Origin of the sequence: Actinokineospora alba, assembly GCF_004362515.1 — a bacterium.
GTDB lineage: Bacteria > Actinomycetota > Actinomycetes > Mycobacteriales > Pseudonocardiaceae > Actinokineospora > Actinokineospora alba.
The window spans coordinates 496,193-508,945 of the sequence record NZ_SNXU01000001.1 but is presented as its reverse complement, the minus strand read 5'-3'; the positions used below and the strand labels follow the sequence as shown (position 1 = coordinate 508,945).

Genomic DNA, 12,753 nt, shown 5'->3' with positions numbered 1-12,753 from the left:
CGGCCGGCGAGCCCAGGACCAGGCTAGGGAGAAACCCCCAGCTCAACCCGAATCCGCCCCACAACAGCCCCCATATGCTCATTGAGAAAGAAATGCCCCCCAGAATAAACCTCCAAAGAAAACCCAACACTCGTATGAGAAGCCCACCCCCGAGCCTCCTCAACCGACGTAGTCGGATCATCATCCCCAGTCAAAGCCACAATCGGCGTATCGAGCGGCGGGCCAGAACGCGCCCGATAAGTCTCCACCGCCCGAAAGTCATTCCGAACCGAAGGCAGAATCAACTCCACCAGCTCAGGCACGTCAAACAACGCGGTATCGACCCCACCGAGCCGCTTCATCGCCGAGATCACCCCCGCGTCATCGGCCTCATGAACCCGCTCGCCCTCACGCACCAGAGAGGGAGCGCGCCTGCCGGAGGCGAACAACCGGTGAGCGGTGATTCCCCGTTCCTGAAGCCGCGACGCCAGCTCGAACGCCACCGCCGCCCCCATGCTGTGCCCGAACAGCGACAGCGGCCGGTCCACCCGGGGCGCGATCACGTCGGCCAGCCGGTCGGCCAGCTCGTGCACCGAGTCGACCAGGGGTTCCGCGGCTCGGTCCTGCCGTCCCGGGTACTGCACCGCCAGCACGTCGACGTCCGGTGAGAGGGCTTTGGACAGCGGAAAGTAGTAGCTCGCGGCGCCACCCGCGTGCGGCAGGCAGACCAGTCGGTGGGCCGCGGCGGGGGCCGGATGGAATCCGCGGACCCACAGGTCGTCAGTCGGTAACGGCATACCAACTAGACTGCCCGCATCCCCGCCAGGCTTGTAGATGAGGTACCCACTGTGCTGACCATGCAGGACGCGTTGCTCGCCTTGACCAAGTACTGGACCGAGCGCGGCGCCATGGTGGTGCAGCCGTTCAACACCGAGGTCGGTGCGGGGACGCTGAACCCGGCGACCATCCTGCGGGTCCTCGGTCCCGAGCCGTGGCGGGTCGCGTACGTCGAGCCGAGTGTCCGGCCCGACGACAGCCGGTACGGCGAGAACCCGAACCGCCTGCAGACCCACACCCAGTTCCAGGTGGTGCTCAAGCCGGACCCGGGCAACCCGCAGGAGCTGTTCCTGGAAAGCCTGACCGCGCTCGGGATCGACATCCATGCCCACGACATCCGGTTCGTCGAGGACAACTGGGCCAACCCGGCGACCGGTTCCTGGGGTCTGGGCTGGGAGGTCTGGCTCGACGGTCTGGAGATCACCCAGTTCACCTACTTCCAGCAGGCCGGCGGCATGACGCTGGACCCGGTGTCGGTGGAGATCACCTACGGTGTCGAGCGGATCATGATGGCGCTGCAGGGCGTCGACCACTTCGCGAACCTCGCCTACGCGCCGGGCATCTCCTACGGCGAGGCGTTCGGCCAGGCCGAGTACGAGATGAGCCGGTTCTACCTCGACGACGCCGACGTCGACAGCCAGCGCACGCTGTTCGAGGAGTACGCCGCCGAGGCCCGCAGGCTGCTCGACGCCCGCCTGCCGGTGCCCGCGCACCTGCACGTCCTCAAGTGCTCGCACACGTTCAACATCCTCGACGCGCGCGGCGCGGTCAGCACCACCGAGCGCGCGAAGGCCTTCGCCCGGATGCGTGGCCTGGCCCGCGAGGTCGCCGCCCTGTGGGCCGAGCGCCGCACCGAACTGGGCCACCCGCTCGGCACCGCCGAGGTGCCCGCCGCGGCGCCCGCGCCGACCGAGTTCGCCGAGGTCAGCGGTGAGCACACACTGCTGTTCGAGATCGGCACCGAGGAACTGCCGCCGCACGAGGTCACCCGCACCGCCGAGTCCGTGCGCCGCGCGCTGACCGAGAAGCTGGCCGCGACCCGACTCGTGCACGGCGACATCACCACCTACGCCACCCCGCGCCGCGTCGTCGCGGTCGTCGACGGCGTGTCCGACCGTGAGCCCGACGCCGAGCGCACCGTGCGCGGCCCGCGCGAGTCCGCGGCGTTCGACGCCGACGGCAACCCGACCAAGGCCGCCGCCGGGTTCGCCCGCGGCCAGGGCGTCGACCCGGCCACGCTGCAGCGCGTCGACGTCGACGGTGTGACCTACGTGGGCATCACCAAGACCGACATCGGCCGCGGCGCGGTCGAGGTGCTCAGCGGCATCCTCGGCGAGGTCGTCTCCGAGCTGCGCTCGGACAAGAACATGCGCTGGAACGACCCGAAGCTGTCGTTCACCCGCCCGGTCCGCTGGCTGGTCGCGCTCCTCGGCGACACGCCCGTCCCCGTGGTCGCATCCGCGCTCGTCGCGGGTTCGACCACGCGGGTGCACCGCACCGCCGCGCAGTCCGAGGTCGCTGTCGCCTCCGCCGCGGACTACCCGGCTTTCCTTGCCTCCCACGGCATCGTGGTCGACCAGGCGGAGCGTCGCGCCCAGATCATCGCCGCCGCGCGGGAACTTGCCGCGACGGTCGGCGGCACCATCGACGTCGACGGCGAGTCGGCGCTGCTGGACGAGATCACCAACCTGGTCGAGGAGCCCAACCCGCTGCTCGGCTCGTTCGAGGAGCGCTACCTCGACCTGCCCGCCGAGATCCTCACGACGGTCATGCGCAAGCACCAGCGCTACCTCCCGGTGCGCGCCGCGTCAGGTGAGCTGCTGCCGCACTTCGTGGCCGTGGCCAACGGATCGTGCGACCACGACAAGGTGCGCGCGGGCAACGAGGCGGTCCTGCGGGCCCGCTACGAGGACGCGGCCTTCTTCTGGCGCGCCGACCTGGAGACCCCGCTCGACAAGATGAAGGCCGGGATCGCGAAGCTGGCCTTCGAGGAGAAGCTCGGCTCGGTCGCCGAGCGCGCTTCGCGGATCGGTGCCGTGGCCCAGGAACTGGCCCGCGGTGTTGATCTGTCCGAAAAGGACACCGAGACACTGGCCCGCGCGGCGGCGCTGGCGAAGTTCGACCTCGGCTCGCAGATGGTCATCGAGCTGACCAGCCTGGCGGGCACCATGGCCCGCGAGTACGCCCGCCGCTCCGGCGAGACCGAAGCTGTCGCCCAGGCACTGTTCGACATGGAGCTCCCGCGCGGCGGTGGCGGGGCGGTCCCGTCCACGGTGCCGGGTGCGCTGCTGGCCCTCGCCGACCGCTTCGACCTGCTGGCGGGCCTGTTCGCCATCGGCGCCAAGCCCACCGGCAGCTCCGACCCGTTCGGCCTGCGCCGCGCGGCCGCCGGTGTCGTGGCGATCCTGCGGGCCCACCCGGTGCTGCGTCCGATCAGCATTCCGGCTGGTCTCGCCGCCGCCGCGGACCGGGTCCGCGCCCAGGGCATCGAGGTCTCCGACGCGGTCCTCGCCGACGTCGCCGAGTTCGTGGTGAAGCGCTACGAGCAGCACCTGCTCGACGCGGGCAACGCCCATGACCTGGTGGCCGCGGTAATCCCGCTGGCCCATGCCCCGGCCGCCGCCGACGAGACCCTGACCGAGCTGTCGGCCCGCGTCACCGACCCGGACTTCGCCGCACTGGCCGCGGCCCTGCAGCGGGTCCGCCGGATCGTCCCGGCCGACACCGCGTCGTCCTACGACCCGGCCGCGTTGGTCGAGCCCGCGGAGTTGGCGCTGCACGAGGCGTTCGTGAAGGCGCGCTCGGCGGGATCGGACCTGGCCGCGTTCGTGGAGTCGGCGTCGGTGCTCACGGCCCCGGTGAACACGTTCTTCGACGAGATCCTGGTGATGGCGGAAGACCCGGCCATCCGCGCCGCCCGTCTCGGCCTGCTCGCCTCGATCCGCGACCTGGCCGCACCCGTCCTGGACTGGCAGGCGCTGACCACGAGCCTGGAGGGCTAGCCCCAAGGGGGCACGAGGCTGATCAGGCCCCGAGATCGGCCACCGCGTCGATCTCGACCCGGTACCGGGGGTCGATCAGCCCGCTGACCTCGACGAGCGTCGCCGCGGGCCGCGGATGCGGGATGACCTCGCGGAGAACCTCACGAACCGCGGCGAGATCGCCAAGGTCGCGCAGGAAGTACGTGAGCTTGACGACCGCACCCCACTCCACCCCGTGCTCGGCGAGGATGGCGTGGATCTTGCCCAGCACCACCCCGGTCTGCTCCGCCGCCGACTCGGGTACCGAACCATCCGCGGTGGACGGCACCTGGCCCGCGACGTACAGCGTCGGTCCGGTGGCCACCCGGCTCATCGAGTACACGGCATCGCTCATGCGGTCCATTCAACTCGATCCGGGCCTCAGTCGTCCTTGACGCGGGCGTGCAGGTGCATGTCATGCCGGCCGTCGGTGTGCAGAGCCTGCCTGCGCATGACGCCCTCCAGCGGAAACCCCGCGCGCTCCGCCACCCGGCATGACGGCGGGTTGGCAGCGGAATGGTGCACCTCCACGCGGTGGAACCCCGCCTCGTCGAAGACCCAGGTGGTGAGCACGCCCAGCCCGCTCCGGTCTCCTGCCGCCACCGGTCGGGCCAGTGGCGGATCCAGGTGAGGGACTCGGCCACGGGGTCAAGGAGAGGTGGCACGGCACCATTGTCGCTTGAGGCGGGGTCGTTCCCAGCCTGGCGTAACGGTTGCGGGGACGCTTCGCGGTGGTCTCCGACCGGGAGCGGCAGGTGGTTCGGGTAAGAATCTTGGTGGGGAAGTTGTCGATTCTCGCCTCGCCCGTTCGTCGTCCGTATGAGAACAAGAGAACTGGAAGGGGAGCCCGCCATGGCTCAGTACGCGATCCTGCTCTACTCGCCCGCGCCCGCCGACCCGATGGAGATCACCGAGGCCGAGTTGGCGGCGATCGACGTCTTCAGCAAGGAGATCGAGAAGCGCGGGACTCGGATCCTCAACTCGCAGGCATTGCAGGCGAGCACCACGGCCACGGCGGTTCGCGGCGGCGCGATCACCGACGGGCCGTTCATCGAGGCCAAGGAGGTGCTGGCGGGCTTCTTCCTGTTGGAGGCCAACGACTTGGACGAGGCCCTGGAGATCGCCAAGCTGGTCCCGACCGCACCGGGTGGCGGCGTCGAGGTGCGGCCGATCTTCGAGCCGCCCGCGGAATGATCGTTCCCCACGGGGCGTGATCAAGCCGGTAGCCTCCGCCGCATGACCCAGATCGAGCGCGCGGTGGCGGACGCGCATCGTCGTGAGTGGGCCTTCGTGCTCGCCGCGACGGCGCGTGTCGCCCGGGACATGGACCTGGCCGAGGAATGCGTGCAGGAGGCGTACGCCACCGCGCTGCGGGTCTGGGCGCGTGACGGCGTGCCCGAAAACCCCGGCGCCTGGCTGACGACCGTCGCCAAGCGCACCGCCCTCGACGCGCTGCGCAGGCAGAACGTGTTCCGCTCGAAGCTTCCCCTGCTCGTGGAACCGGACGAGGCCGACGTGAACCTTTCCGCTGAGTCGACCGGGGACGCCATCCCCGACGACCGGCTCCGGCTGATCTTCACCTGCTGTCACCCGGCGCTGGCGGGTGAGGCCCAGGTCGCGCTGACCCTGCGCCTGGTGTGCGGGGTCAGCACGGCCGACATCGCCCAGGCGTTCCTGGTCTCCGAGGCCACGATGGCCGCGCGGATTACCCGGGCCAAGAAGAAGATCTCCGCCGCCCGCATCGCATACCGGGTTCCCGCGGCCGGGGAACTCCCCGACCGCCTGGACGCCGTCCTCACCGTCATCCACCTGCTTTTCACCACCGGATACACCGCGCCCTCGGGTGACCAGCTGGTCCGCGCCGACTTGGTCGAGCGCGCCTTGGACCTCACCAAGATGCTCCGCGACTTGATGCCCGACGAACGTGAGGTGTGGGGCCTGCTCGCGTTGTTGCTGGTCACCGACGCTCGCAAGGCCACCCGGACCGACGCCGAGGGCCGCCTGTTGCTCCTGGAGGAACAGGACCGCACCGCCTGGGACCAGGACGCCATCGAGGAAGGCCACGGCCTGGTCCTCGACGCGCTGCGCGGTGGTCACCCGGGCCGCTTCGCCCTGCAGGCGGCCATCGCCGCTCTGCACGCGACCGCCCAGCGGTATGAGGACACGGACTGGCCGCAGATCATCACCCTCTACGACGCCCTGATGGAGGTGTGGCCGTCACCGGTGGTCGCCCTCAACCGCGCGATCGCCCTCACCATGGTGCTCGGCCCGGCCGTGGGGCTGTCCGAGATCGAAGCCCTGGAAAGCGACGGCAGGCTGGCGGGCTACCGCTACCTCCCCGCCACCAAGGCGGACCTCCTGCGCAGGCTCGGGCGCAACGGGGAAGCGGCGGAGGCCTACCAGGTCGCCATCGCCCTGGCCGACAACGACGCCGAACGCGCCTTCCTCGCCGCGCGCCTGGCGGAAGTCAGCTGACCTACTTCAGATCGCGGCCCAACCGGAGCGCGTCCCGGCTGACCCGCTTCAGCTCGTTGCGGTGCGCCTCGGGATCCGAGTCCTTCGTGGCGGTGTCGCTCTCGACGATCACGACGTCGTTCCCGTGCTTGTCGGCGGCGAACCCGCCCTTGCTGAGCCGGTCGAGCCCAGGGGCCGTGGCGGCGCGATCACGCACGATGTCGGCGATGCTGCCGGTGTTGTCCTTGCGCACCAGCTCGAACAGGGCCGTGGCGTCGGCGTCGGACCGCATGCGCACGACGGCGACGGAGCTGTAGGCCACGCGGCCGTCGCTCAGCGTCGTGGTGAACAGGGCGCGGGTCAGCTGCTGGCAGGCGGTCGTGGCCAGGAAGCGCTTGGTCTGGCCGTAGGCGTGGTCCGCGCAGTCGCTGTCGAGGACGGCGGCCGCGGGCTCGGCTGCGCGGGTGAAGGTGAACTCGTGCTGGGCGACGGGAGCGGGCGGCGCGGGCTCGGAGTCGGTCAGCGCCCAGACACCCAGTCCGACCAGGGTGGCCACGAGGACGACAGCGGCGACGATCTTGATGATCGCGGGACGACTCGGACCGGTGCGGCGCGGTGGGGGCGTCGGCTCCTCCCGGCGCAGCGATTCCGGCAGCACGTCGGGCAGTGCGCTCAGGATCAGCGAAGGGGTGCGTGAGTCATCGAGGGGCCGGGGCGGGAACGTCGGCGTCGCCCGGCGCCCGGATGAGGATTCGGGGAATGACACCGCCCCAACCTATCGGCAATAGGTGTGTGTGGACTGTGATCTATTCGAGATTGTCGGCCGGGCATGCGAACATATGTTCGTGTCGAGCCGCGCGACGATCCTGCATGCCGACCTGGACGCGTTCTACGCGTCGGTCGAGCAGCGTGACAAGCCGTGGCTGCGCGGCAGGCCGGTGATCGTCGGGGGCGGGGTGGTGCTGGCGGCCAGCTACGAGGCGAAGGCCTTCGGTATCCGCACCGCCATGGGCGGTGCCGAAGCGCGGCGGCTCTGTCCGCGGGCGATCGTGGTCCCGCCGCGGATGTCGGCGTACTCGGAGGCGAGCAAGGCGGTGTTCGAGGTCTTCCGGGACACCACGCCGCTGGTCGAGGGCATCTCCATCGATGAGGCCTTCCTCGATGTCGCGGGGCTCTGGCGGATCGCGGGCACTCCCACCGAGATCGCCACCCGCTTGCGCGCGGAGGTCCTGCGCCGAGTCGGCCTGCCGATCACCGTGGGCGTCGCCCGCACCAAGTTCCTCGCCAAGGTGGCGAGCGCGGTGGCCAAGCCGGACGGACTGCTCGTCGTCGAACCGGAGGGTGAGTTGGCGTTCCTGCACCCGCTGCCGGTCGAGCGGCTGTGGGGCGTGGGCAAGGTGACCGCGCGCAAGCTGCACGAACTGGGCCTGACCACGGTCGGCGAGGTGGCCGACTTGTCGGAGTCGGCGCTGATGTCCATGCTCGGCCGCGCCTCCGGCAGACACCTGCATGCCTTGGCGCACAACCGCGACCCCCGCCGCATCCGGGTCGGCGTCCGCCGCCGCTCGATCGGCTCCCAGCGCGCCCTCGGCCGCAGACCGAGGACCCACGCCGACCTCGACGCCACCGTGGTGTCCATCGCCGACCGCCTGGGCAAACGCCTCCGCGACGGCAAACGCGTCTGCCGGACGGTCACCCTGCGCCTGCGTTTCGACGACTACACCCGAGCCACCCGCTCACACACCCTCGCCCAGGCGACGGACGACACCGCCCAGATCATGGCGGCGGCGAGAACCCTGCTGCGCACGGCGATGCCGATGATCCACGACCAGGGAATCACCCTGGTCGGCTTGACCCTGGCCAACCTGAGCCGGGACAGCGCGGTGCAGCTGGCGTTCTCCTTCGAGGCATCGGACACCTCGGAACTGGATGTGACGATCGACGGCTTACGCGACCGCTTCGGCTCGGTGGCGGTGACGCGGGCGGTGCTGTTGGGCCGGGACCCGGGGATCTCGGTGCCTTTGCTGCCTGATTGATCTGTCTAAGTGTGTTGTCCTGGGAGGTTGGGATGCGGGTAGATGTGAGCATGCTGAGATCCGGGTTGAGTCGATACCTGGCTTTGGTGCGGCGCGGTGGCACGGTGACGGTGATCGATCGCGGTCAGGTGATTGCCCGGATCGTGCCTGCTCGGGCTCCGACCGTGCCGGAGCAACTCGTCGCCGAACGACAAGACCGCCTCACGAAGCGTCCGAAGCGTTCGGCTCCGACGCCGGTGCGAGCAGACGGTCTCGTGAGTGACCTGGTCGCTGAACAGCGCCGTTGATCGGCTTTCGAGTCATCCCTGGCCGATCGTCGAGCCAAGCGGCGGGTGGCGCCGCAGGTTCGGGACCTTCGCCCGAAACGCAAGGGGCGCAGCGCACCCCAGCAACGAATCCCGCCGAATCACCCGCGCAAACCCCCACCCGCGCAAACCCCCACCCGCGCAAACCCCCACCCGCGCAAACCCCCACCCGCGCAAACCCCCACCCGCGCAAACCCCCACCCGCGCAAACCCCCACCCGCGCAAACCCCCACCCGCGCAAACCCCCACCCGCGCAAACCCCCACCCGCCCTGGGGGGCTGCCCTTGTCCAGTTTATCGGGGTATGGCTCGACGAAGGGGTGAGCTGAGCGATCTGTGGACAGGTGGGCGGGCTGTGGATAACCCAAGCGTCCAACCGGGCCCCAAACGAGACCGGGGCCCGCCACGAAGGCGGACCCCGGAATCAAGCGAAGCAACCTACTTCGTCGGGAACACCCGAACAGTCATCGTGCTGTCCTGCTGCGAAAGCACCCGAATACCCACACCCACCGCGGGAAGCTTCACGCCCGCGGTCGGCTGCTGCGGCGACCAGAACGGCCTGCGGTCGTCGAACAGCGGCTGGGCCGCCTTGCCGCGCACGTAGCTCGGCTTGCCCTGCGCGTACAGGGTGAACGAGTCCGACTTCTGCAGCGAGAACGGCGCGTCGTACCCGGCGACCCGGGGGCGCCATGCGGTGCCCTGCAGGTTGTAGATCGGGTCCGGGTTGGCGTCGACGACCATCATCAGGCCCTCACCGGGGTGGGCGCTGGTGTTGTTGTCCACCTGCGAAGTGTCCCAGTAGGACACGAGCAGCCCGTTCTGGTACGGGAACCGGGTCGCCCAGTTGGGTTTGTCGGTGTGGCCGTAGTCGTACGGGCCGACCTGCAGGTAGCGGTCATACGACGTGTACGACCGGTAGCTCGCGATGTAGAAGTTGTCGTAGAACTTCGACTCCTTGCCGGTGGTGACCCGGAAACCCTTGGCGGTCCAGCCGTTGTCGCCCGCTTCCGCGCCGTCGGTGAAGATCGGCGCGCCGTCGGCGGTGATGGAGATCTGGTCGGCGCGGAAGCCGTCCATGATCAGGCCGCCGTCGGTCTGGTAGCGGAACCGCAGCTGGGCGTTCTTGCCCGCCAGGGAGTCCAGCGGCACCGACACGTCGACCCAGCGGCCGCCGGTGACGTTGGTGATGGCCGGCTGGCCGACCGCGCTGCGGGTGAACGGCTTGCCGTCGGCCACACCGTCAAGTGCCGTCCAGGTGGCGCCGCCGTCGACCGATCCCTCGACGTAGAGGAAGTCGCAGTCGCAGTCCTCGATGTCGTAGAGCGCCTTGAGCTTGAGCTCGGCGGCCGACTTGCCGGTCAGGTCGACCGTGCGGGTCAGCGTGTTCGACAGGTTGTCGCCGCGCTCGCTCCACCACATGTTGGTGCCCTCGACCGGGGTGCCCAGCAGGGTGGTCTTCTCCTTGTCCGGCAGCACGACGACCAGACCCTGCGCGTCAGCGGTGTTGTACGCGTGCGGGCCGAGCTTGAGCTTGGTGTCCTGGCCCGCCACGACGGTCTCGTAGTCCAGCCAGCCCAGCTGCAGCTTGTCCCAGGCCGAGAGGTCGTTGGCGCGCAGGCCGATGGGCTCGTTGCCCGCGGAAACGCGGCTCTGCCCCATCAGCGACCACCAGTTGACGCCGTTCTCCTTGCCGCCACCGGGTCCGACCGTGTCGTAGTGGTCCGGCAGACCGAGGTCGTGGCCGTACTCGTGCGCGAACACGCCGAGGCCGCCGTTCTCCGGCTGCATCGTGTAGTCGCCGACCCACAGGCCGGTGTCACCGATCTGCGTGCCGCCCATCGGGTTGCCCGCGGGACCGTTGGTGGTGCTGAAGAAGGCGTACCAGCGGTGCGCCCAGAGCGCGTCCTCGCCCTGTGCGGGGTCCGCGTCGGACTGGTCGCCGCCCGCGTGCACGATCTGGAAGTGGTCGATGTAGCCGTCGCGCTCGTTGAAGTCGCCGTCGTGGTCGTGGTCGTAGCGGTCCCACGTGTCGAACTCGGCGAGCTCCGTGCGGATCTGCTCGGTGGTCGCGCCCGCGGCCTGGCGGTCGGCGACCCACTGGGTCACCGCGTCGGAGACCAGGTTCCAGCTGTTGCCGCAGATCCGGCCCGGGCACGGGTATCCGTTGGACCGGCCGTAGCGGGCCTCGTTGTACTTGACCTTGACCCAGTCGGTGACGGTGCCCTCGACCGAGTAGCGGCCCGAGGACTGCCGCTCGTAGAACGTCTTCACCGATTCGACGCCGGGGGCGTCGGAGAAGTACAGGTCCTGGTAGTGCTCGCGGCCGTAGTCCGGCTGCCAGATCGTCTTGTTGTCCACGGCCCGGTTGGGCTGCGCGATCTGGTTGTGCCGGGGACCGTCGAACCGCGTGGGACCCGGGGTGGCCGGGTCGGTGTCCTTGTCCGGGAAATCGGGGTGCCGCTCGTCGCCGAATTCGGCGAGCACGACGAAGATCTTGTCGGTCTTCTCGCGGGCCAGCTCGACATACTGGGCGGGCGTGGCGTTGGCGGTCCGCGCCCCCGAGCCGTCGCTGAGCTTCACGACGGTGCTGGCGCCGCGCTTCTCCGCCTTGGCTTCGCCCTTGAGGACCTTGGAGAGTCCGTCCTGGCGCATTTGCCTGCGCTTGTTCTCGGCGGGCGAGACCAGCTCGTCGGGTGCGTTCTCGACGCCTCCCTGCGGTGCGGCGGCGGGCGCGGGAGCCGCGTTCGCCGACATCCCCGGTAAGAAGCTGATACCCGCGACCGCCGCGATCGCGACGACCATTCTGCGACGCACGCGTCCTCCTGTGGTGACTTCGGTGGAGATAGGTAGAAGCCGCAACGTAGGCGAGAACGCATGAGTCGGTTATCACGAATTGAATACAGGCCGACGTTTCGGCCATATCAATTGGCTATAGTGCGAGCTGATAGGCCGAATAGCGTAGGACGAATGTCGGAATGAATTTGTCGGGAATCGGATGACTAGCGGATGATCTCGCCGCCGTCGACCCGCCACAGGCTCTGGTGCTCGGCGTCCGGGCCCGCCAGCACGAACAGGGTGCCGCCGATGGTCGCCGCGGCCGTCACCATGCCGGTCGGGCCCGCCGCGCTCAGCACGGTCCAGTCGCCGCTGTCCGCTCGGGCGATCTTGACCTGTCCGCCGTCGGACACCACCTGGACCACGCGCAGTCCGATCTCCACCGGCGCGGCCAGCGGGTCCTTGTCGCCGACCGCGATCGGAGGAGCGCCCGGCAGTCGCGTCCATTTCCCGTCGACCAGTCGCCAGACCGCGAGCTTCCCGTCGACCTGGCCCGCCACCGCGCACGTGCTTGCCTTACACGCCAAGGAGATCGCGCTCGCCGCGGCTCCGGTGTCGGGCAGCGCGGTCTTCGTCCACCCGTCGACGCCCGAGGCCGAGCGCCACACCACCGGCGTCAACCGGTCGTCGGCGAGCTGCCAGCCCGCGACCAGCACACCCTGGTCGAGCGCGGATGCCGCCATGGGGAAGCCCAGCGCGGCCTGGGTGCTCTCCAGGGCCGTCCCGGCCGAACTCCGGCGCGTCCACGTGTCACCCTCGGCCGTCCACGTCGCGACGTCGAGCCCGACCTGCTCGCTGTTCCACGAGCCGACCAGCGCGGGCCCGCCCGGCGTGATCACCGCCGCGGTCAGGTCGCCCGCGCCGTAGCCGCCGAAAGTGCTGAAACCCTGCGGCTTCTCGATCACCCCGGACGCGGACCCGTCCCACACGCTCCACCGCACGTTGCCGTGCGCGCCGCCGCGCTCGCCGCCGACCGCCACGATCCGCCCGCCGTCGACGTCGATCGACTTCCACGTCGCGAGCAGGCCGTAGGGGCTGGCTCCGCGCACGGGGATCTCGGTGAGCGTGCCGTCGCCGGCGCGGCGCAGCAGGCCGGGCTTGGTCGCCTGCCCGTCCCGCCGCACGCCGATCACCAGGGCGTCGCCGTCCACGGCGAGCGCCACCGGCGCGGCGGGCAGGTCGACCTTCGTGAACACGACTGTCTTCGCCTGCGCGGGGGACGAGCATCCCCCCAGGAGCAGAGCCGAGATCACCACGAGTCGTGCCGCGCGTCCGCCCATGTCCGGCA

11 protein-coding genes are annotated in these 12,753 nt (G+C 69.9%); 5 read left to right on the top strand and 6 right to left on the bottom strand.

From position 1 onward, the window contains the following. Positions 1 to 23: 23 nt before the first annotated feature. The gene (locus tag C8E96_RS02340; RefSeq protein ID WP_091370262.1) at positions 24 to 776 is read right to left on the bottom strand and encodes a thioesterase II family protein; all 753 of its coding nucleotides are present in this window, start codon (positions 774 to 776) and stop codon (positions 24 to 26) included. A gap of 60 nt (positions 777 to 836) precedes the next feature. On the opposite strand from C8E96_RS02340, the gene C8E96_RS02335 reads away from it, so the two are divergent. After that, positions 837 to 3,818: a glycine--tRNA ligase gene (locus tag C8E96_RS02335; RefSeq protein WP_091371323.1), complete on the top strand. Its 2,982-nt coding sequence runs from the start codon at positions 837 to 839 to the stop codon at positions 3,816 to 3,818. A gap of 22 nt (positions 3,819 to 3,840) precedes the next feature. Here C8E96_RS02335 and C8E96_RS02330 read toward each other — a convergent pair whose 3' ends face one another. Together C8E96_RS02330 and C8E96_RS02325 are read right to left on the bottom strand one after the other, a co-directional pair. Continuing rightward, on the bottom strand, positions 3,841 to 4,191 hold the full coding sequence (locus C8E96_RS02330) for a RidA family protein (protein WP_091371324.1): 351 nt from the start codon (positions 4,189 to 4,191) through the stop codon (positions 3,841 to 3,843). Between the two features lie 26 nt (positions 4,192 to 4,217). After that, on the bottom strand, positions 4,218 to 4,409 hold the full coding sequence (locus tag C8E96_RS02325; protein ID WP_091370265.1) for a GNAT family N-acetyltransferase: 192 nt from the start codon (positions 4,407 to 4,409) through the stop codon (positions 4,218 to 4,220). A 279-nt stretch (positions 4,410 to 4,688) separates the two neighbouring features. On the opposite strand from C8E96_RS02325, the gene C8E96_RS02320 reads away from it, so the two are divergent. Continuing rightward, positions 4,689 to 5,030 (top strand): YciI family protein, encoded by a 342-nt coding sequence (locus C8E96_RS02320; protein ID WP_091370266.1) that lies wholly within the window; start codon positions 4,689 to 4,691, stop codon positions 5,028 to 5,030. A gap of 42 nt (positions 5,031 to 5,072) precedes the next feature. Next, positions 5,073 to 6,311 (top strand): RNA polymerase sigma factor, encoded by a 1,239-nt coding sequence (locus C8E96_RS02315; RefSeq protein WP_091370269.1) that lies wholly within the window; start codon positions 5,073 to 5,075, stop codon positions 6,309 to 6,311. A 1-nt stretch (position 6,312) separates the two neighbouring features. Here C8E96_RS02315 and C8E96_RS02310 read toward each other — a convergent pair whose 3' ends face one another. Then, positions 6,313 to 7,056 (bottom strand): hypothetical protein, encoded by a 744-nt coding sequence (locus tag C8E96_RS02310; RefSeq protein WP_133794123.1) that lies wholly within the window; start codon positions 7,054 to 7,056, stop codon positions 6,313 to 6,315. Between the two features lie 73 nt (positions 7,057 to 7,129). On the opposite strand from C8E96_RS02310, the gene dinB reads away from it, so the two are divergent. Further along, on the top strand, positions 7,130 to 8,326 hold the full coding sequence (gene dinB, locus C8E96_RS02305; RefSeq protein ID WP_091370273.1) for a DNA polymerase IV: 1,197 nt from the start codon (positions 7,130 to 7,132) through the stop codon (positions 8,324 to 8,326). Positions 8,327 to 8,358: 32 nt separating this feature from the next. Further along, positions 8,359 to 8,613, top strand: a complete 255-nt coding sequence (locus C8E96_RS02300; protein ID WP_091370275.1) for a type II toxin-antitoxin system Phd/YefM family antitoxin — start codon at positions 8,359 to 8,361, stop codon at positions 8,611 to 8,613. A 455-nt stretch (positions 8,614 to 9,068) separates the two neighbouring features. On the opposite strand, the gene C8E96_RS02295 is transcribed toward C8E96_RS02300, so the two are convergent. Continuing rightward, positions 9,069 to 11,444 carry an immune inhibitor A domain-containing protein gene (locus tag C8E96_RS02295; RefSeq protein ID WP_228769667.1) on the bottom strand — a complete coding sequence of 792 codons (2,376 nt, stop codon included), beginning with the start codon at positions 11,442 to 11,444 and terminating at the stop codon, positions 9,069 to 9,071. 185 nt (positions 11,445 to 11,629) lie between these two features. After that, on the bottom strand, positions 11,630 to 12,745 hold the full coding sequence (locus C8E96_RS02290) for a hypothetical protein (protein ID WP_091574564.1): 1,116 nt from the start codon (positions 12,743 to 12,745) through the stop codon (positions 11,630 to 11,632). Positions 12,746 to 12,753: the final 8 nt, after the last annotated feature.